Below are 20,752 nucleotides of genomic sequence, written 5' to 3'. Positions count from 1 at the left end.
TTCCTGACCGGGGCGCCCCGGCTGTGCCGGGGTGAAGCGGATGAGCTGCGGGCCTTCCGCAGCTGTTTCGGCCGGGGGCAACAGTACCTCATGGCCACCCGTGCCGCGCCGACCGGCGGGTAAATCACCACCGTCGGCAGGCTAGTCCCCGTGTAACATCACCGCCAGTCACCCCCCCTGAACCACCGCCCCTGGGAGATAAAGCAATGTCCGCTCCAGCACCTGTCCTGACGGTGGAGGATGTCGACCGCTGGCGGCAGGCGATTCGGCGAGACACCTTTTCCAACTATCACCTGGAAATGGGCATGGCGCTGGTGAAGCAGGGGGAAGACGCCGCCGCCATCGGACAGCTGCGCCAGGCGCTGTCTGTCCGGCCGGACTTTCCCTTGGCCCTGCAACAACTGCACGCCCTGTTGCTGAAGGCGGGACGCGCCACCGAGGCTGGCGACTTGCTGCAGGCCGCCGCCGCGAACGATCCTGAAGCCCCGATCAAGGCCCATTTGGCGGGAGCCCTGTTCCAGGGGAGCCGGGGAAATCCCGATATGGCGGCGCAGGCCCTGGACGCGGCGGCGCGCCTGGCCGGTGACACGCCGGCCCTCCTGCATGTGCGCACGGCCCTGGGATTCATCACGCACGGCGCCTGGAAGCCGGCCCCGCCGGACAGTCTGCCGGAGGTGACGGAGAGAACCGTCCGCGGCGCACTGGCTGAATTATATCGCGATAAGGCCATGGCCTACGTCCAGGCCCAGCGATACGAGGCCGCGGTGGCCGCGTTTTCCGCCCTGCGCGTCTACGCCCCGGACGACCATCATCTGGATCTGCACCATGCGGTAGCACTGCTGGGCGCCGGACGGTTTGACGCCGCCGTCGACGTCCTGGACCGGCTGGCAGCCCAGCCGGATGGGCCCAAGCCCGATCTGACCCTGCACGTGCGCGGCGCACTGGCGGCCGGCCGGCTGGATCGCGCCGACGCCCTGGTGAGGGAGCGTCCGTCCGATCCATCAGCCCGCACCCTGCAGGGCCTGATCGCCGCCAACCGGGGGAACTGGCGGGAAGCCGCCGACCTTCAGCGCGAGGCCGTCGCGGCGGCGGCCAACGAACCGTTCGCCCGCACCAACCTGGGGCTGGCCCTGCAGGGGCTGGGACAGACGGCAGAGGCGGTGGAGGCCCATCGCGCCGCCCTGGCCATCGCGCCCGATGACGCCTGGATTCTGACCAATCTGGGCCTGGCCCTGACCGCCGCCGGCCAGGCGGACGACGCGCTGACAGCGCACCGCCGGGCCATGGAGGCCAGTGGCGGGCTGCTGCGCTACACCATCGCCCAACGCCGCTGGGCGGCGGCCGACCTGACGCGCATTTATACCCAGCTGGGCGCCTTCGCGGGGCCTGGAGGGGACGCATGACCGATCCACTCGGCGCCCTAACCGCCGGAGGATGGCACAGCGTTTCCACCACCGACCTGGCGCGGGCGCTGCGGGGAAGCGTGCCCGCCCCGGCCTGCGTCGTCTTGGGGGATTCGACGTTCGAACGCCTAGCCCACCAGGACGTCGACCGCCGATCGCTGGCCGAGCTGTTCCTGGGCGACCTGGCGGATGTGGGGCCGGTGGGCGTCATATCGAAGGGCGCCTACACCCTGCCTCTGTTCCTGCGGGTGCTGGCGGCCGGCGCCCGTGCAGGATGGCGGCCCCGCCACGTGGCGTTCATCATCAACCTCCGCTCCTTCGGGCCCGTCTGGATGGGAACGCCGGCCTGGCAATTCAACGCCGAAGCGGCGTGGCTGGCGGCCATCGCCGAGGGAGCCGGCACCGCGTCACCGCCGGCTGAAGAGGTATTGGACGACGAGGCGCCCTTCCGGGCCACGCCGCTGGCCATCAATGGCGTGCGGGCCCCCACCATCGGCGCCTTGCAAACCTTCCTGGCCGACAAGTCGGACACGACCGAACCGCAGCGCTTGCGGGAAGTGTTCTACGCCTATCACGGCTTCACCATCCCGCCGGACCATCCGCGCCTGGAGAGCCTGCGCGCGATCGTGGATCTGGCCCTGTCCCTGGGAGCCCAGGTCCATGCCTATCTGGCGCCGGTCAATCTGGAGGCTGCCGTCCTCTACGCTGGCGACGACATGCGCGGGCGGGTCGCCGCAAACGTCGCCGCCGTGCGCCAAGCCCTGGGGGATCGGCTGCTGCGGAACGACGTCCGGTTGCTGGATCTGACCAGCGCTTTTCCCGCATCCACATTCCTGCGCCCCACCCACCCGACGGAACACCTGAACGAGGAGGGGCGCCGCATCCTGTCGCGGCAACTGGCCCGATCCATTCTGGAGGCCCACCAACCAAGAGAGACCGTTGTGACCCGGGATCCCAGTGCACAGAGCGAGGTGCTCGCCTTCTATCAAGCCAACCGCGTCAGCCCCGTTGGCCAGTCGATCGAGGATCTAGACGCGCATTTCCGGCGCCGCCGGTCGCTGTATCATCTGCTTGGGCTATCGCCCCTGACCGTTCGCGGGCGGCGCGTCGTCGAGTTCGGCCCAGGTTCGGGCCACAACTGCCTGTACACCGCCAGCCTGAGGCCCGCTTCCTACGTCCTTGTGGACGGCAACCGCACGGGCATTGACGAGACGCGCGCCCTGATGAGCCGCCACGGCCTATTCGACGGTACCATCAGCCAAGTGGAAGCGCTGTTCCTGGATTATCCCGCGCGGCCGGAGTTCGATCTGGTGCTGTGCGAGGGCGTGACCAACATCCAAAGCGACCCGGCCGCCCTGGTGCGCCACATCGCCGCCTGCGTGGCGCCCGGTGGCATACTCATGCTGACCTGCGTCGACGCCGTGTCCTTTCTGCCAGAGATCGGCCGCCGGCTGCTGGCCCGGTTGATCGCCCCGCCAGAGTTGCCGTTGGATCAGCGCCTGGATCTGGTGCGGCCTTATTTCCTGCCTCATGTGGCCGCCCTGCCGGGCATGAGCCGGCTGCCCGACCACTGGATCATCGATGTCCTGCTGGTGCCGCGGCTGGGACGGTTCTGGGGGCTGGACGAAGCCGTGCGTCTACTGGACGGCGACTTCGACATTCTGGCTACCTCCCCTCGCTTCAGCGCCGATTGGCGCTGGTACAAGACGGTGGACGGGAGCTTCAACGCCCACGCCCTGGCGGAATTCGATCGGTGGCGCCACTGCCTGATCGATTGCCGGGACACACCCGCGCCGGCGGCGGCGCAAACGGTCCAGGCACTGGCCCAGGGTTGCGAGGCCACCTGCGCCGCCATGGAAGTGGCCATCGCCGCCGCGACACCGGACCTGGCGCCGATCCTGGCCGAATTGGCCGCCCTGCGCCCCCTGGTTCAGACCGCCGCGCCCAAGACCCTGCCCGCCCTGGACGACCTTGCAGAGGTGCTTGCGGCCTGGCGGCCAGGGGAACAACCCCGCCCCACAACCGCCTTCACGCCCTGGTTCGGTCGGGGCCAGCAGTACCTGACCCTGGTTAATCGAGGAGGGCCGGCGTGACCGCCGGCCGCATCCTGGTCCTGGGGGGAACCGGCATCCTGGGCCAAGCCCTGGCACGCCGGCTGGGCCCCGGCCGCTGTGTCGTCACCGGACGGACACGGCAAGCCGGCGTGGTGCCATTCAACGCCCTGACCGATGACGTGGAACCGGTGATCGATAGCGCAGGGGCCTTGGACGGCGTCTTCCTGATGATGGGCCTGACCGCGCCGGACGCCTGTGCCGCCCGGCCCGAAGAAGCGCGGCGGTTAAATGTGGACGCGATGCGGCGGGCGGTCGCAGCCTGCGAGGCTCGGCAGTTGCCCATCGTTTTCCTGTCCAGCGAGGTCGTCTATAACGGCCTCCAGGGCCTGTACCGGGAGACGGATCCGCCAGCGCCGCTGATGCTCTATGGCATCCTGAAGCTCGAGGCGGAGGCCATCGTTGCAGCGGCGCGGACACGCGCCGTGGTCGCCCGATGCGCCCGCGTGCTGGGCAGCACACCCGGCGATGGCACCGTGGTCACCGACCTGCTGGCCCGTCTGCGCAGGGGGGAGACGATACGCGTCGCCGCAGACCAGCGGTTCTCCCCCATCCTGGACGATGACGCGGCCAACCTGCTGCTGGGACTGCTGCGTTCCGGCGCCGACGGCATTTTCCATGTCGGGGGGCCAAGCGCCCTCAGCCGCCTGGAAATCGCGCAAAAATGCCACCGATGGCTGAGCGAACACGGGCTGGGCCATCCGCAGGCCACCGTGCAGCCGGCCCTGATGCGCGACTTCCCCACGGCCGAGGCGCGACCGCGCGACGTATCGCTGCGCATCGACCGTTTGACCTCCGTGGTGGGCCTGGTTCCCACCGGCATCGATGGCATCATCACCGCCTGCGGCGCGCGCCTGCAGCGCCCGTCCTCACCCTTTCAATGATCATGGACATTTAGATGGACACCGCCGCCGCCCCGCCGTTCACCCAAGTCGCCCATGAGGCCGCCAGCCGGGATGACGCCGGCCTGGCCGAACTGGCCCGGACACTGGCAGCCATCGAAGCCGGCGAGCCCCCCCCCGCCGCCACCCCGCATATTCCCTGGCCGTCCGCAACGGCCGCCACTGACCATCTGGCTACCGTGTCGCAGCTGTGGCCCCAGGCAAGCGGGCAGATCATCCGCCTGGCGCGGGCCGATGCCGACGCCACGTTGCGGATCCTGGAAGCGGCGCTCAACCTCAATCCGGTATGGGCGCATGACCTGGTGGCGCTGCAGAACGCCCTGGCATCAGGCGGGCGCCTGGACGAGCTAATCGCGCTGTATGATCGGGTCCAGCGACGCCACCCGGCCGTCCCCCTGCACCTGCTGCCGCACGCCCATCCCACTGGGTTGGAGGCCGCCTATCAGCGCCAGCAGGATCGGAAACGCGCGGGCATGCCGGCCGTCCTGCTGAACACCCTGCCCAAATCCGGTAGCATGTTCCTGCAGGAAGTGCTGGCCCGCAGCTTCGACCTGCCCACCTCGACCATCGCCATATCCGACCACGCGCTGACCGACCAGGTAGTGCCCGGCTGGGCGGCCCAGCTGGCGGAGGGCGGAGCGCTGTCACAGGAACACCTGCCCGGCACGCCCGCAGTGGAACGATCGCTGCTGGCCGCCGGACTGGACAAGATCATCGTCCATGTGCGCGATCCGCGACAGGCGATGCTGTCCACCCTGCATCACTTCACCAAGGAATACCGGCTGTGCGTTGAAATCCATAAGCCCTTCATGCCCGTCGACTATCCCTCCTTGCCCTTCGACGACCGGGCGGAATTCATGGTGGAGCACTACTTCGCCGCTGCGGTGGAGTGGATCGCCGGGTGGGCCCGGATCGCGGATTCCGGATCGCCCCTTAAGATCCTGTTCAGCACCTACGAAGAGTCGGTCAGCAACATCCCCGCCTTCTTCGCCCGCGCCTGCCAGTTCTATGGCCTGGAGGGGGCCGCCCGGATTGCCCTGGCGGAGGTGACGCCATCGGCCGCCCTGCATTTCCGCCAGGGGCGGAAGGATGAGTGGCGGACGGCCTTCCGGCAGGAGCACCAGGATCGCATGCGCGCCCTGATGCCCGACGCGCTGATGGCGCGGTTCGGCTGGCCGGAATGACACCGGCCGCCATGACGGACACAATCCCAGCGCTGGACCATGAGGGTTTTCACACGTGGTGCGCGGACTGGGCCGTCCGCCATGCGGACGACCTGGCACCTTTCCACATGGGCCTGGTCCTGCTGAGCCACCGTGCCGCCCGCCTATTCCGCTGGCAAGGCAAGACGATACGCGCGGCCGCCCTGGATAGGCTGACGGCTGCGCTTCGCCCCCCCAGCCTGGCGGAAAGCCGGCAGTGGCGGGAACGGCGGCGGGCGGCCCTGCAGGCCTTCGTGGCCGGGGACAGCGCCCCTTTGCTGGATGGACCCAACGCCGGGTGGACGGTGCCGCGTCACACGCCCCGGGGCGTGTGGGGCCATCCCGGCCTTTACCACGCGCTGTGGAGCATGGTGCAACAGCGGGAAATCGCCCGCCGGTTCGACCGGCCGATGGGTGCCGAACCCGGCCCGGCCCTGATCGACCTGCTGGCGGCGCAGGCGGCACGCCAAATAGGCTTCGACCGTGACGCCGCCGCCCGGGGACGCCAGGCGGCAATGGAATTGGGCATCCTGCTGATGCTGGGTGGCCATGCCCAGGCCGGGGCGATGGCGGCCGCCCTGGCGGTTCTTTTCGACCCGAAATCCAGGCCGGCCCACGAGACGCTGGCGGAAGCGCTGGCCGCCCTGGACCCGAGCGATCCGGCTGCCGCGCGCCACGCGATCCTGGCCCGCTACATCGCCCCCAGGATGTAGATGTCACCCAGGCCCGTATCGATGGGGCCGGCCAATGCGCCGGCCGGCGGGGAATGGGCGCGTCCAGTCCGGATGCGGCGGGCCAGATCGTCAAGCGCCGATGGTAGCAGGCTGGGATCAGCCGGCAGGACGGCCGTGTAAGGGGTCAACCGCCCCACCCGGAGGGCCAGGCCGCTGGTCAACGCCCGCGACCGGATCCCAGCGGCCAGGTCCAGCCAGCCGGCGGCACGCAGGGCGTCGGCGGCGGCCAGCGCCTCCGCCACCACCAGCCCCTGGTAAACGCCGCGCCGGGATGTCCGCATCGCCGTGCGCTCCGCGCGGCGAACCGCGGGATCGTCCCCATCCCGGCCACGGAAACGGATGGGTTTCGCGTAATAGCGCCCCCCCAGGAAGGCATGGGATTCGCCCATGTCGCGAAACCACCGGCCGGTCACCACGGCGTCCGACACGCCGGCCAGTTGGGGCTCACCGATGATGCGGGTGGCGGGGGCTAGGTCAACCAGGGTGAGATCGTCGCTGGAATCGATTAGCGCCACCTCTTCTGGCCGAACGTCCAGGGTTTCCACGAAGCCACGGTCGACCGTGCCGTTGAAGTGGGCGTCATAGCCCGTGCCGGCCACGGCCAGCGGCACGAAATGGAAGATGTTTTCAACGAAGCTGTGCCGGGAATAGGGCCGCAACCACCAGGAGGTGGAGACCGCGCGCAGACGGCTGTCGTTGAAATAGAGCCCCATGCTGGGATGCAGATGATCCAGGGCCAGGTCAACCATGTCCCGCCCGCTGATGGCGATGGCGCCGTCCGGCGTGCCATACCGGGCCTGGGCCGCGGGCGCGAAGGTTTCCGTAACCACCCTGACACCGCCGCACAGCACCAGCCGCTTACCGGCGCGCAGCAGCCGGCCCAGCGTGGCGAAGCTGCCATCGGACCAGAAGCCGTCCGCCGCCTGGGGCACGAAGGCCGCCCCCACCGCTCCGGCCTGGCGGATGCCGACCTGCAGCAGGTTCGACATGCCGGCATAGGCTTCCGACAGGTTTAGGTCGTCGCAGGTGACGATATCCACGGGAACGCAGACGTTAAGCTGCGGCCAGATGGCGCTTTCACGAATCTGGCGCGCGTCGGCGGAGCGGGTGAAAATCCGCAAGCGCACGGACACCATCCGCGACAGCGCCGGAAGGTTGCCTGGCGCCAACAGGCTGGGCAGGCTGACATCGGTCAACTGAGCGACATAAGCGCGGCCCCAGACGGGGACGCAATAATGCAGTTCCATGCGGTGCGACCTTCGCCCAGGTATGTGGGGACCCCATGGTCCGAAGTGTGTCAGACCCGCAGGACGTCGCGCATGTAGGCATCGATCTCCGACCGGGGGGAGCGGCCCGGGGCCCAGGGCGCCCAGTCGGTGCGACCCTTGTCGAAAGGCCCCAGGATGGTTTCCAGGTAGAGCGTGCCTTCCGACAGGGAGGTCATGGTGTGCCAGACACCGGAATCGAAGCGGGCGACCGGCCGGTCCCGGGCATCAAGGTCCAGCCGGCGCAGGACCTTGCCCTCCTCATCAAAAAAGACCACACGCAGGCGGCCGGCCAGCACCACATAGGACTTCTGCAATCCACGCTGGCGATGGGGACGCAGATAGCCGTGGCCGGCCAATGCGATGATCATTTCCTGGATGGGGTCCGCCTCAGTGCGGTGCAAGCAGATCCGTACCCGCCCCCGTTCATCCTTGCGGCTTTCCTCCAGCAACGCATCCAGGCGCACGCGGTCGATGTCCAGGCAATCGGTCCAGTCGTCGAAATACGCCTTGGAGGAATAGGGGTTAATTTCCGTCATATTTCAAGCGCTCCACAGCCAATAGCGGATTTCCTGGAAGCCGGTTGAATGGAAGCCATCCCGGGACCATCCAGTCCACGTCACCTACCGCAAGTCACGGGCCAATCCCACTTTTTCGGATCAGTTCCCGTCCCTTCGCCCAATGTGGCATAATGCCATGGCAATCCGTGCCACCGCCAATCTTCTTAGGTCCGGCAGTCTCCCCGCCTTGCGAAACGCGGAGGGTGGGCCCCATCAGGCGCCATCGGGAACGAACAGTCCGAATGGCCCGGGGATCTCCACCCGGCGCAGAGTCTTCCCGTCCACCCGCAGGCCGTCCCCGGCCCGGCGCACGTCCCGCGCCGTTCCGTCCAAGGCGCGGGACGGTGTTCCCTCCACCACCAGATGGCGCAGCAACCGCCGCCGTAGGTCGGGTATGGGCAGTTCCAGCCAGCCCTCCAGTTCCCGCGCCGGTGGCGCAAAAAAGGCGACGTCCGCCGGCAAGGCGATGCGCCGATGGGTATCGGGGTCGCGCAGCAGGCGCCCCAGCAACGCCGCCAGCAGGGGATGCCCCTCGGCCAGCGCCGCCTGGACCCGTCGCAGGTCCCGCAGCCGCCGCACAGTCGCTCCCACTGCGGCGGAATGCCTGATCAGGCGGTCCCAATGCCGGTCGGGCGTGTCGTCCGCCTGGAACCGGATAGGCTGGTCAAAGCCAGCCATCTGCCGGTCACTGACATACCGGCCCGTCCAGGTGGCGAGATAGGGCACGGTCAGCGCCGCCACGGTCTCGTCCTTGAACTGCCAGCGGTCGCTGACTTCCACCACCAGGAAATCGCGGCTGCTTTGGATGTGATGCAGCGCATGGGCTGGATAGGCGTGTTCCACATAGTCCAGATCGACCGACCGACCAGGCGCCACTGTCGCCGGGGGCCCGGCCATAAGGAAGGGCTGGGCGTAGAAGACCCGACGCAGGAAGGAATGGGTCCCCACCCGCCAGTTCAGGTGATGGGGGTGCATGGCCGCCACCGGCCCCCCGACGAAGCGCGCACGATCATGGAAGTGCATGTGCTCGATGGACAAGCGCAGCAAGGCGTCCCGCCCAATGCCGATGGCCACGCCCTGGCGCCAGCTGTCCAGCGCCGGTTCCATCTCCTGCCGATTGGTGCGGATACCGGCGAACATGGCGCATTGGACGCCGGCGGCCGCCAGCATGGCCAGATGATCCAGCGAGCCGTCGCCCCAGATGTGGTCCGGCTGGTCGAAAACCCAGGCGGCACCCGTCGCCCGGCAATCGGCCAGAATCTGGATATGGGCGCGGTTCATGCGATCGATGATGCCGTTGTAATCGGCTGCCACCGGTGTCTCATCCAGGGGGATGACGCGGCAGGGGATGAGGGCGGCCATGGCCTGGTAGACCGGCGAATCCTCGATGACGGCCCGGTCCTCCGTCGTCGTCACCAGCACGTGTTCCAGTGGCACCCGCCGCGCCGCCGCGGCGATGTTGCCGGATGCCAGCAGACTGGGCAGGTTGAGCGTCAGCATGGTCTGCACGTAGCGCTCACCCCAGACGCATTTCGCGATGCTGAGCCGCATAGCCGTCACCCCGCCGCCGGCATCAACGCGGGCAGCGCCCGCCACCATGCCTGGCTGAAGACGGCAGTCCGCCGGGTCTCATAAGCTTCCGCGGGTTGACGCCAATAGTCCCGTTCCGCCATGCCCATGAACTTCAGGCTGAGCGGCAGCGCCACCGGCAGCGATTCCCGCTCCAGATAAGTCCGCAATTCGGCCAACTCTCCCAAGACCGCGAGGGTAACGGCGTAGTTGGCCGCGGCATGGCGCTGCCGCGGTTCCAGGTCCATCGCGGCGAGAAAGGCGTTACGGGCCGCCGGATAGTCACCGGCCATGAAATGGATAACGCCCAGGTCGTTCGTGAGAGCCGCGACAGGATGGAGCGCCAAGGCGCGATGGACCGCATCCAGGGACGCAGCGAACAGATGGTGGCCCACCGGCCGCGGCCGACGGCGGCCTTGCGCCCAATAGGCGCTGAAATCGCTGTTGGCGCGGTCCATTTCCGCCATCTCGCACAACACCCAGGCCTCAGCCAGATGGGCGGGCCAGCATGCCGGATCCAGCGTCCGCGCCGCCTGCGCCTCGATAAGGCCGCGGGCCCGGTCCAGCCCGGTGAAGGACCATGCCAGGCAAGACACCAGGCGCCAAACCGGATCGTTGGGGAAAGTGGCGGTCAACCGCCGCCAAACCCCGCCCAGTTCCATCGGACGGTTGTCCGCGATCAACCGGGCCGCCAATGCCATCTGGCCGGCCAGGCTCGTCGGGTCACCCCCTGCCGGGGCATCAGACCGCATCTGGGTGCCGGAAATCTCACCGGATGCCAAAGTCACGGCGCCTTCGCTCCCCTACCGACCGCCCAGGCGGTCGACGATGGCCGCCACGACGCCGTCGTTGTGCTGGTCCAGGTGGTCGCGCAGGCGCAGCGTGCCGGCCTGGAGGGCGGGCCAGTCGGCGCCGCGCAGCTGGGCCAGGATGGCCCCGGGCGTCAGTTCGTCGACCACCAGGCCGGCGCCGTAGCGGCGGGTCAGGTCGGCCATCAGCGTCCAGTCCCGGTCGATCAGGCTGGGCAGGCCGGCGCTGACATAGCCGGTCCAGCGGTTGCAGACCCCGACCTCGCGGTCCCCTTGGAAGCGATCCCGGTGATCGCACAGCCAACCATAACGGCTGCCGCTCAGCAGGCGCAGCATCTCATCATAAGGCTGGCGCGGATGATAGCGCACCGGCGCTGGCAGGCCGGTCAGATAGTCGGCGAACAGGCCGTCCCCCGCCGCCCCCGGCATATGGCCGGAATTGTACAAGTCCCCCCTCAGCCCCCCCTGCCGGCAGACCTCTGCCAGCAGGGGCACGAAGTTGTAGCCGCTGCGGAAGGTCTTAAGGAACGAGGCGGCCGGGAAGAAGCCGGCATAGACCAGGTCACCGGCGCTGCCGGGCGACATGAGTGGTCCCACCGGGCGCTTGACCGCCGGGAAATATTGCAGCGACGGCCGAGCCCAGGCGGCCGCCAGATCCCGCCATCCCGCCCCGTCCCGCTTGGAAACCATCAGATCCAACGTGCAGCCAGCCAGCTGTTCCGATAGGCGCAGCATGCGGATGGTATGGGCGTCCAGGCCGAACAGCAGGCCCAGATCGGCTTCGCTCCATAGGATGGTGAAGTCATAAGGTTCCCCCACCACGACGGAGGTTGGCGACCAGTGCTTCAACAGTGGCAACAGGAAATTCTTATAGATGATGGTCCGGACATAGATGGTGCGGGGGCGCAGCCGCTGCACCATCTGTTTCAGGGCGGCGACCGATTCCCGCACGTCCACCACCCTAAAGACCTCGTCCACCGGCAGGCCGTCCGCCCGGCCGACGAACACCTGCACCGCCGTTCCATCACCTTGCATGCGGGCCAGCAGAGCGTCGGGGATGATTTCGGACCGGGCGGAGGTGACCACCAGATGGTCGACCCCACCATCCACCTGGGCGGCCAGCGCGGCGATCCGCTCAGCCGCCAGGGTGGCGTAGGCCGGGTCGGAATACAGGGTGCGGATGCGGTCCCGGGGATAGCCCGTCGCCGCCAGCGCCGTCACCATCTCCTGTTCGAAGGACGTGTGGGCGATCAGCACATAGTCCGCGCGCAGCTGGGCTGCGGTGGCCGCGGCATGGACAGGCAATCCCTTGAATTCCGTCACGGACCCGGCCAGCCGGTCCAGCACGCCGACGGCATCCACCCCCTGCACGCCGCGCAGTACGTCGACCAGCCACGCGGAATGGGTGCCCGCGCCATACAACAGGACCCGTCCCGCCGGCAGCGCCGTGCGACAGAAGCGTTCGGCCAGGTCGGAATCGCGGGGGGGGCCGTGCCATGCCAGGGCCCAGCGCTCCAGCGCCGCCATGTCCTCCAAATCAGGCCGTTGGGGTACGCCCGCACGGTCCCAAAGGTCACGCCCCACCGTGGACGGCTCGATAAGGTCGGGACTCATCGGCCCCCCTCAGCGATAAAACGCGTTGACCACGTCCGCCACATGGGCGACGTCGTCCGGCGTCAGGTACTGATGGATGGGCAGGGACAGGATGCGCGCGGCCTGGCGCTCCGTCTCCGGCAGGGGACCGGATTTGTCGCGATAAGGGGCTGCGGCTGGCTGCTGGTGGATGGGAATGGGATAATGGATCTTGGACCCAATCCCCTGCTCCGCCAAGTGGGCCTGCAGCGCATCACGCCGGTCCGCCTGGATGACGAACAGGTGGAAGGTGTTGAATTCGTGCGGCCGGCAGGGCGCGTTGTGGATGTGCGCCGAATCCAGAAGCTGACGGTAGAGTTCAGCATTGCGGCGGCGCGCCTCAATCACGCCGGGCAGCAGGGGCAGGCGGGTGCGCAGCACCGCCGCCTGCAGCGTGTCCAGGCGGGTATTGTAGCCGAACTCCACCACCATGTCGCGGTTGGCCAGCCCATGGTTGCGCAGCCGCCGCACACGTTCCGCGAGGTCGCCGTCGGCGGTGGCGAGGAAGCCCGCGTCCCCCACGGCGTTCAGGTTCTTCAGCGGGTGCAGGGAAAAGCCGGCGGCATCGCCGAAGGAACCGCTGCGCCGACCCTTGTACAGCGAGCCGATGGACTGGGCCGCGTCCTCGACGATCTTCAGGCCGTGGGCGTCGGCCACGGCCCGCAACGCGTCCATGTCGCAGACACGGCCCGTCAGGTGCACGGGCATGATGGCCTTGGTCCGCGACGTGACCGCCCGCGCCACGGCGCCCGGATCCAGCAGCTGGTCGGGACCGACGTCGGCGAAGACCGGCACCGCGCCCAGATGGGCGATCGCCGCCGCCGAGGCAACGAAGGAATTGGAGGCGGTGATGACCTCGTCCCCAGGCCCGACGCCCAGGCATTTCAGCGCCAGCCACAGCGGGTCGGTGCCGGAATTCATGGCCACGACATGGGGAACGCCGCACAACGCGGCCAGTTCGCCTTCAAGTGCCGCCACGTCGGCCCCGCCGATGAAGTCGCCCCGGGCCAGGACATCGTCCACCGCCGCCAGCAGGGTCTCGCGCTCGGCGGCATACTGGGCGGCGAAGTCGGCGTAGCGAACGCGGCGGGGGCCAGCCATCGCTCAGCGACCCTGATAGAAGGCGCGGACGGTGTCGACCACGTACTGCTGTTCCTCCCGGCTGATGTGCTGATCCACCGGGAAGCTGAGGATGTTCGCGGCATGGCGATCAGCGACTGGGAAATCGCCCGCCGCGTGGCCCAGATGGGCCAGCGCCGGGTGGCGGTAGATGGGCAGCGGGTAATGGATCTTGGTGGAAATGCCAGCCGCCTTGCAGTGTTCGTATAGGGCGTCGCGATCCTGGGCGAAGATCATGTACAGATGGAAGACGCGGCGGCAGCGCGCCGGCCGCGGCGGTACGACCACCTGAGGAATATGGGAAAAGGCGGCGTCATACCAGGCGCCGTTCTCGATGCGGCGGGCGGTGATATCATGGGTCTGCCCGATCAGCCAATTGCCAACCACGGCCTGCACCGTGTCCAGGCGGCTGTTGTAACCGAGGATTTCCACCTCGTCTCGATTGGCCAGGCCATGGTTGCGCAGCAGGCGCAGCTTGCGCGCCATCTCATCGTCGTTGGTCACGATGATGCCGCTGTCGCCCCAAACGTTCAGGTTCTTCAGCGGGTGCAGCGAGAACCCGCCGGCAATTCCCCAGGTCCCACCGCGCTTGCCGTCCCACTCCCCCAGGATGGACTGGCAGGCGTCCTCCACCACAGGAAGGTCGTGGCGGGCGGCTATGTCCATGAGGGCCGCCATGTCCACCACCTCACCGGTGAACTGTACCGGCATGATGGCCTTGGTGCGGGGTGTGATCGCCGCCTCAAGCTGGGCCACGTCCATGACGAAGCTATCGTTGCAGTCGACAAAGACGGGGCGGGCACCCACCTCATTGATCGCGCCGACGGTGGCGACGAAGGTGTTGGCGGTGGTGATGACCTCATCCCCCGGCCCCAGGCCCAGCGCCTTCAGCGGCAGCTTCAGGGCATCGGTGCCGGAGTTCACACCCACGGCATGCTTCACGCCGATCAGATCCGCGAAGCGCCGTTCGAATTCGGCCACCTCGCGCCCCAGGGTGAAATCGCCGCGCATCACGACCTGGCGGATGCCCTCCAGGATTTCGGTCGGGTCGGCGAACTGCTGGGATAGGTAGGAGTAGCGGACCTTCATGGACGATCTTCCCGGAATTCACGACAGGATGGCCAGGCGTTCCTGGACTTGGGCGGCGATCTGGGCGGGCAACAGGCCGGCCTGGCCCAGCAGGTATTCCTGGGAGCCGTAGCCGGTGGGGTAGGCGTCGGGCAGGCCCAGACGCAGCAGCGGCTTCAGCACGCCAGCGTCGGCCAGCAGGTCGGCCACGGCCGAGCCCAGGCCGCCAATGAGGGTGTGCTCTTCCACGCTGACCAGCAAAGCGGTGCCGACGGCAGCGGACAGCACGGCGTCGCGGTCCAGCGGCTTCACCGTGGGCAGGTGAAGCAGCCCGGCGTCGACCCCCGTCTCGGCCAGCAGGTCGGCTGCCTTCAGGGTCTGGCCCGTCTGCGCGCCGGTGGAGATCAGCACCACGTCCCGGCCGGACCGCAGCTCGACGGCCTTGCCGAAGGTGAAGCCGGGGATGTGCCCGGTAACCACCGGCTCGTTGCCCTTGCCGACGCGGATGTACAGCGGGCCGGGCAGATCCAGGGACGCCCCCATCATGCGGATCATTTCCGTCTCGTCGGCCGGCGCCACCACGCTCATGTTGGGCAGGGCGCGGACGATGGCCAGATCCTCGGTGGCCAGATGGGTGGGCCCCAGCGGCGCGTACACCATGCCGCCGCCATTGGAGATCAGGCGTACGGGCAGGTTGTGCAGGCAGAGATCGATGGCCAGCTGTTCGTAGCAGCGGCGGGTCAGAAAGGTGGCGATGGTGTTGACGTAGGGGATGTAGCCGTCCATGGCCAGGCCGGCGGCCATGCCGATGATGTTGGCCTCGCTGACGCCTTCCATGAAAAAGCGGTCGGGAAACTCCTGCCGCATGGCCTCCAGCACGCCGGGGCCCAGGTCCGAACCGATGAAAACCACGCGGCTGTCCCGGCGGGCCAGCTCATGCACCATGTCGAGGGCTTGCTGCCGCATCAGATCGTCTCCAGCGCCGCGCGCATCTTGGCTGCCAGTTCGGCTTTGAACGAGGCTTTGTGATGCCAGGTGGCATCGTTCTCGCAGAAGGAAATGCCCTTGCCCTTGACGGTGTGGCAGATGATGGCCGTGGGCTTTTCGCCGTCCACCGGCAGGCCGGCGAACACGTCGCGCAGGGCCTGTACGTCATGGCCGTCGACCTCGCGTACGGCGCAGCCGAAGGCGGCGAACTTCACCGGCAGGGGACCGAGATCCATCACCTCCTCCACCCGCCCGTAGGACTGCATCTTGTTGCTGTCCACCATGACCACCAGGTTGGACAGCTTGTGCTTGGCAGCACACATCAGCCCTTCCCAGACGGACCCCTCGTTCAACTCGCCATCGCCCAGTACGACAAAGACGCGGCTGGGACGCTTCTGCATACGGGCGGCCAGCGCCATACCGATACCGATATTCAGGCCGTGGCCTAGGGCGCCGGTGGAAGCCTCCACCCCTGGGATATGGGTTTCGGGGTGGCCACCCAGCAAGGCGCCCGCCTTGCACTGCCGTAGCAGCTCCTCCCGGGGAAAGAAGCCCTTGTCAGCCAGCATCACGTAAAGCCCCAGGCAGCCGTGGCCCTTGGACAGGATGAAGCGGTCGCGATCGGGCCATTGCGGTTCGTCCGGGCGGACGCGCAGGACCTCGTCATAGAGGATCCGCACGATCTCCACCAACGACAGGGCGGAACCGACGTGGCCGCGTCCGCCCCCCTCAAGCGCGTCGATGATAAGACCCCGCAGATAGCGCGAGCGTTCGTCCAGTGCCGTCATGCTTCATTCCCGATAAGGGGCCCGGTGCGGGCAATCCAATCCTGAAGTGGTGCAATGATCCCGCTATCCATTCCCACGCGGAACGGCAAGACCTGCCGTACGCCGTTCTGCAACAGACTTCCTTGCAACTGATATGCCAATCGCACGCGTTCCAACAGCTTTTCCGCCTTGGCCAACTGGCGCGCCTTGGCGGTGGCCCAGGTGTCGGTATGCCCCGCCAACTGGCGGCGGCGCCAGCAATCCGGACGGAATTCGTTCAGGATGATTAGAACCCAGTTCAGACCGTGCAGGGGGTAGATCTGCACCAGCCGATGGGCAAAATCGAACGGGGCTCCGCCGTAAAGGCCCACGGCGCCGGCCACAAAGGAAACCCGCTGCGCCGCGGTCAGGGTCTGGCCCGCATGCCAGAGAAAGTCGCTGACGGCCTTCGCTGGATCGTCCCAGCCAAAATATTCGAAATCCAGGAAAGTCAGGCTCCCGTCGTCCCGCCGCAGGGCGTTGTGGAAGCCGAAATCGGAAGGCGACAGCGTCAAGGCCGTCGCCGGCAAGGGCGCTGTTGCCTCCGAACCCAGAGCGTCGGCTAGCGAACCCATCAGGGCGCGGATCCTTTCCAGGAGGTCGGCCAGACCCGGTTCCCCCGCGGAGACCGGATCCAGCGCCGCCAGGCGGGTGGCCAGGCGCTGCAGGATATCGGCGGGCGCGAGGCAGGGCTCGATAGCAGGGCCGATCCCCGCCGCACCAACCGCCGCCGCGTCGGACCCAGCCTGCCGCAAGTCCGCCAGCAGCTGCACCACCCGGCCGGCGTCATCCACGTCGTGCGCCACGACCGGCCGGCCCTCCACCCATTCATAGAGGGCCGCACCCGCCACGGGATCGGCAGCGATGGCCCGGGGCAGCAGGCCAGCCCCAACCCGCCCATTCAGGAAGCTCAGCGCCGTGTACTCGTGGCTCAGCCGGTCCCGGGGGTCATCCGCCAGGGCGGGATATAGTTTCAGGGCCAGGGTACCCCGGTCCGTTTCAACGCGGTAGACGCGGTTATTGCCACCCCCGCTGCATGGGGCGACGCCATGCACGGCGCAGCCCACCAGACGCGACGCCAGCTCCGGCAGGCGGGGCGGGATCTCAGTCCCCGATGACGGCATCGGCGACCTCCCGCCAATGGCTCACCACCCGCCAGGGCCCCACCGGCGCCGCACCCGTGACCAGCCCGCCGATGAACAGCAGCGCCGGCACCTCACGCGGGTAGTCGGCGTCGTGAAACACCTCTTCCAGGTCATCGACAAAGCAGCGGCAGGCCAGCCTTCGGACGATGCCGACCTTCTCCGTCCTGCTGTCGGCGAAATGAACCTGATCCTCCCGAAGGGGGCTGCGGGGCCCGTCAAACAGGCGGTGGCGGCGCATCCAGTCCAACGCCGCCGCCCGCAGGTCGACGCCGCCGGGGTCAGCCGCAGCGTGGCGCGTCTTGTGGCTGACGATAACCAGGGGCAGCCCCCGGTCGCCGCACCGGGCCAGGAAATCCCCGAATCCCGGGAAGGGCGTGGCGCGGCCGATCTGGTGACCATAGGCTGCGGCCTGCAGCCCTTGCCACTTCTTCTCCCCATCCGGCAGCGCGCGCACGGCGGTACGAACCGCCGACTTCCCCCCGGCGAAGCCGGCGGGCAGGAAGCCAGATTCAATCCCCAACTCGGCCAACACCGAGTCGTAGCAAATGATGGTGTTGTCGAAATCCAACCCAATGGGACCCATCCCAGGGCTCATGTCGGCTTCATCCCGCGTATCGTAGCATATCGGGGAGGGCCCGAGACCACACTGACGCCCCTTACCCGCCGCCGTCCCTTTTAGTCCAGACCCCTGCAGCATTTCCATAAAACAATGCCCTGCCGCATACCCACCATGGCGTTGGCCGTCATGGCCCCGATGGACAGGTGGCGCAGGCCCAGGTCGCGGCGCAGCACCTGGACAGCAGTCGTCCGCCCCGCCCAGGGCGCGGAGGGAGGGCGAACGGTCAGCTCCCCGCCCCCGCCACGACCTGGCCGGCCGGGCGCTCGGCGGGGTGCGGCATCAGGCGGGCGGCGAAATAGGCCAGTTCCAGGGCGGGGCCCCGGGCACGGGCGGCATCGTCCAGGCCGCGGGTGCCATGGCCGCCCTCGTCGCTTTCATAGAACAGCACCGGCTTGCCCAGCGCCTCCATCCGGGCGGCGAACTTGCGGGCGTGCCCGGGGCCGACGCGGTCGTCATGCGTCGCCGTCATGATCAGGGTTTCAGGATAGGCCCGGGTGGGATCCAGCCGCTGGTAGGGGGAGATGCTGGCCAGGAAGGCGCGCTCCTCCGGCACCGACACGCTGCCGTATTCCGCCACCCAGGAGGAACCGGCGGCGATGGCCTCATACCGCAGCATGTCCAGCAGCGGCACCTTGATGGCGACGGCACCCCACAGGTCGGGATGCTGGGTCAGGACCACGCCCATCAGCAGCCCGCCATTGGATCCGCCGCTGATGCCCAGCCGCGCCGGCCGGGTCACCTGGCGGTGGATCAGGTCGCGGGCGACGGCGGTGAAGTCGTCGAAGGACTTCTGCCGGTGGGTCTTCAGCGCCGCGTCGTGCCAGGCGGGGCCGAATTCGCCGCCGCCCCGGATGTTGGCGACGACATAGACGCCGCCCCGGTCCAGCCACAGCTTGCCGATGGTGGCGGAATACGTCGGCAGGCGCGACAGGTTGAACCCGCCATAGGCCGTGAGCAGGGTGGGGTTGTCACCGGTGAGGGCCATGTCCTTGCGGTGGACGATGAAATAGGGGATGGCGGTGCCGTCGCTGGACACCGCCTGCCACTGGTCCACGGTGTACGGGCTGGCGTCGAAGCCGGGGGCGCCAGCCTTGGTCAGCGTTGCGGTCGCGCTGTCCAGGTCCACGGACCACAGCGCCTGGGGCGCCAGGAAGCCGGCGACGGTCACGGTGACCTTGTCCTTCTCCTCACTGCTGGACTTGATGCTGACGGCCGACATGTCGGGCAGGTCGACGCGATCCGTCTTCCAGGCGCCGTCGACGCGGGTCAGGACGGTCAGGCGGCCGCGCACGTTCTCGTCACTGGTGACCACCAGGTGCGACTTGGCCTTCACCAGGTTGGTCACGGCCTCACGGGGGCCGGGCAGATAGACGGCCGCCGCCCTCAGCTTGGCGGGGTCGTGGCGGGCGGCCTCCAGATCCACCGAGACGTAGGCGCCGGCGGGGAAAGTGCGGCCATCCGCCGTCTGCCAGTCCTGCCCCAGCTTGACCACCAACTGGCCGTTCGCCAGCACCGCCACTTCGGCAAGGGGGGGCAGTCCCAGCTTCAGCGTGCGGCGGCCATCGACCAGGTAATGTTCGGTGGTGAAATAGCTTGGCCGGCGCACCAGCACGATGGCGCGGTGGCCCTGGCGGTCGCGGAAGATGGCCGGGCTGACGGAGGTGTCGGTGACCCGGCCGCGGAAGATCTCCCGCGCGTCCTCCAGCCGCTGGCCGCGCTGCACCACCTTGACCACGTAGGGATAGCCGGAGCGGGTCAGCGCCGCCTCGCCCACATCCCAGCCGCGGGCGACCAGCAGGGTGTCGTGGTCCAGCCACACCACCGTCTGCTTGGCGTAGGGCAGGTGGAACCCGCCCTCGACATAGGCCTTGGCCACGGGATCGTATTCCCGCACCTCCACCGCGTCCTCACCCGTGCGGGAGAGGGAGACCAGGCAGGTGCGCCCCACGACCACCGGGTCGGCGCCCGCCGCCGGGGCGGGCGCATCGGGATCGACCGTGCCGAAACAGTTGGACCCGGCGTAGACATGGCGCACGCCGCCGATGGTGGTGACGGCCGGATCCTTGCCGTCCACCGCCCCACCGGAGGGCAGGGCGCCCGACCCGCCGTCTTCCGTCGCGGCGTCATGGGCCAGCGCCGTCGCCGTGGCGGTGAAGTCGGCCAGCGGCGCGTCCTGGGCGAGCGCCGCCAGGGTGCGGCGGTTCTGCTGGGCCACCCAGGCCAGGGCGTCCGGCGAATCCGGGGTTTCCAGCCAGGCGTAGGGATCGGTGTAGGTGGACGACAGACCCGATAGGGGCGGGGCCGGGTCGACCGGGGAGGTCTGCGCGCATGCCGCCAGCGACAGCGCCAGCATCAGCGCCGGGGCGATACGGGTCAGAGGGGGCATCTGGGAACGGACGGACGGCATGGGACGCGACAGCCTCGGCGGATCAAGACCCCGCCCCCATGTTTTTGGGGGCGGTGGAACGGAGGCAGGGAACTTCCGCCCCCGGTCCAGGATTGATCCCTAATCCTTGAGTTTCCGTAAAAGGTAGGTGAACTCCAGCGCCTGCCGCCTGGCGGTTTCCTTCAGGTTGGCGCTGGCCGCGTGACCGCCCTCGGTATTCTCGTAGTAGAGGTAGGGCAGGCCCATCTCCTTCATTTTCGCCGCCATCTTGCGGGCATGGCCCGGGTTCACGCGATCGTCCTTGGCCGAGGTGACGAACAAGGGTTCCGGATACGACACCCCTGCCTTGAGATTATGGTAGGGCGAGATGCCGGCCAGGAAGGCGCGCTCCTCCGGTACCGCCGGGTCGCCATATTCCCCATCCAGGAGGCCCCG

18 protein-coding genes are annotated in these 20,752 nt (G+C 68.3%); 5 read left to right on the top strand and 13 right to left on the bottom strand.

What is annotated here, in order from left to right; genetic code table 11:
• The first annotated feature begins 206 nt into the window (after positions 1 to 206).
• From I55_RS36090 to I55_RS17870, 5 genes are read left to right on the top strand one after another with little or no spacing between them, the layout of a single operon-like run.
• The gene (locus I55_RS36090) at positions 207 to 1,403 is read left to right on the top strand and encodes a tetratricopeptide repeat protein (protein WP_083901207.1); all 1,197 of its coding nucleotides are present in this window, start codon (positions 207 to 209) and stop codon (positions 1,401 to 1,403) included.
• Positions 1,400 to 3,496 (top strand): class I SAM-dependent methyltransferase, encoded by a 2,097-nt coding sequence (locus tag I55_RS17885; protein ID WP_044561936.1) that lies wholly within the window; start codon positions 1,400 to 1,402, stop codon positions 3,494 to 3,496. Before I55_RS36090 ends, I55_RS17885 begins: the two co-directional genes overlap by 4 nt.
• Entirely contained in the window at positions 3,493 to 4,398 is a 906-nt protein-coding gene (locus I55_RS17880) for a sugar nucleotide-binding protein (protein WP_044561935.1), read from the top strand. Before I55_RS17885 ends, I55_RS17880 begins: the two co-directional genes overlap by 4 nt.
• A 14-nt stretch (positions 4,399 to 4,412) precedes the next feature.
• Positions 4,413 to 5,600, top strand: coding sequence for a sulfotransferase domain-containing protein (locus I55_RS17875; RefSeq protein ID WP_044561934.1), 1,188 nt, complete (start codon positions 4,413 to 4,415; stop codon positions 5,598 to 5,600).
• 11 nt (positions 5,601 to 5,611) lie between these two features.
• Positions 5,612 to 6,331, top strand: a complete 720-nt coding sequence (locus tag I55_RS17870) for a hypothetical protein (RefSeq protein ID WP_044561933.1) — start codon at positions 5,612 to 5,614, stop codon at positions 6,329 to 6,331.
• Here I55_RS17870 and I55_RS17865 read toward each other — a convergent pair.
• The 13 genes from I55_RS17865 to I55_RS17805 form a co-directional block, all read right to left on the bottom strand.
• The gene (locus I55_RS17865) at positions 6,310 to 7,599 is read right to left on the bottom strand and encodes a hypothetical protein (RefSeq protein WP_044561932.1); all 1,290 of its coding nucleotides are present in this window, start codon (positions 7,597 to 7,599) and stop codon (positions 6,310 to 6,312) included. The genes I55_RS17870 and I55_RS17865 overlap by 22 nt on opposite strands.
• 50 nt (positions 7,600 to 7,649) lie before the next feature.
• Positions 7,650 to 8,156 (bottom strand): WbuC family cupin fold metalloprotein, encoded by a 507-nt coding sequence (locus I55_RS17860; RefSeq protein ID WP_044561931.1) that lies wholly within the window; start codon positions 8,154 to 8,156, stop codon positions 7,650 to 7,652.
• 234 nt (positions 8,157 to 8,390) lie between these two features.
• Entirely contained in the window at positions 8,391 to 9,728 is a 1,338-nt protein-coding gene (locus tag I55_RS17855) for a hypothetical protein (RefSeq protein ID WP_148293813.1), read from the bottom strand.
• Between the two features lie 5 nt (positions 9,729 to 9,733).
• Positions 9,734 to 10,534, bottom strand: coding sequence for a hypothetical protein (locus I55_RS17850; protein ID WP_148293812.1), 801 nt, complete (start codon positions 10,532 to 10,534; stop codon positions 9,734 to 9,736).
• Positions 10,535 to 10,549: 15 nt separating this feature from the next.
• Positions 10,550 to 12,169 (bottom strand): hypothetical protein, encoded by a 1,620-nt coding sequence (locus tag I55_RS17845; protein WP_148293811.1) that lies wholly within the window; start codon positions 12,167 to 12,169, stop codon positions 10,550 to 10,552.
• Between the two features lie 9 nt (positions 12,170 to 12,178).
• Complete coding sequence (locus tag I55_RS17840; RefSeq protein WP_044561927.1) at positions 12,179 to 13,288, bottom strand: DegT/DnrJ/EryC1/StrS aminotransferase family protein; 1,110 nt, start codon at positions 13,286 to 13,288, stop codon at positions 12,179 to 12,181.
• 3 nt (positions 13,289 to 13,291) lie between these two features.
• Positions 13,292 to 14,395: a DegT/DnrJ/EryC1/StrS aminotransferase family protein gene (locus I55_RS17835; RefSeq protein ID WP_044561926.1), complete on the bottom strand. Its 1,104-nt coding sequence runs from the start codon at positions 14,393 to 14,395 to the stop codon at positions 13,292 to 13,294.
• Positions 14,396 to 14,413: 18 nt separating this feature from the next.
• The gene (locus I55_RS17830; protein WP_044561925.1) at positions 14,414 to 15,340 is read right to left on the bottom strand and encodes a transketolase family protein; all 927 of its coding nucleotides are present in this window, start codon (positions 15,338 to 15,340) and stop codon (positions 14,414 to 14,416) included.
• Complete coding sequence (locus I55_RS17825) at positions 15,340 to 16,149, bottom strand: transketolase (protein WP_083901206.1); 810 nt, start codon at positions 16,147 to 16,149, stop codon at positions 15,340 to 15,342. The genes I55_RS17830 and I55_RS17825 overlap by 1 nt, the downstream gene beginning before the upstream one ends.
• Positions 16,146 to 17,291: a phosphotransferase family protein gene (locus tag I55_RS17820; protein WP_049974242.1), complete on the bottom strand. Its 1,146-nt coding sequence runs from the start codon at positions 17,289 to 17,291 to the stop codon at positions 16,146 to 16,148. Before I55_RS17820 ends, I55_RS17825 begins: the two co-directional genes overlap by 4 nt.
• Positions 17,272 to 17,907, bottom strand: a complete 636-nt coding sequence (locus tag I55_RS17815) for a hypothetical protein (protein WP_148293810.1) — start codon at positions 17,905 to 17,907, stop codon at positions 17,272 to 17,274. Before I55_RS17815 ends, I55_RS17820 begins: the two co-directional genes overlap by 20 nt.
• Positions 17,908 to 18,154: 247 nt before the next feature.
• Complete coding sequence (locus I55_RS17810) at positions 18,155 to 20,338, bottom strand: prolyl oligopeptidase family protein (RefSeq protein WP_049974240.1); 2,184 nt, start codon at positions 20,336 to 20,338, stop codon at positions 18,155 to 18,157.
• Between the two features lie 99 nt (positions 20,339 to 20,437).
• Positions 20,438 to 20,752 (bottom strand): prolyl oligopeptidase family serine peptidase (locus tag I55_RS17805; protein WP_044561924.1); only part of this gene is annotated, 315 nt, incomplete at its 5' end.

The organism is Azospirillum sp. B4 (genome assembly GCF_000333275.1).
Taxonomy (GTDB): Bacteria; Pseudomonadota; Alphaproteobacteria; order Azospirillales; family Azospirillaceae; genus Nitrospirillum.
Note: the sequence above shows the minus strand (reverse complement) of the source record. Positions and strands in the feature narration are given on the sequence as shown.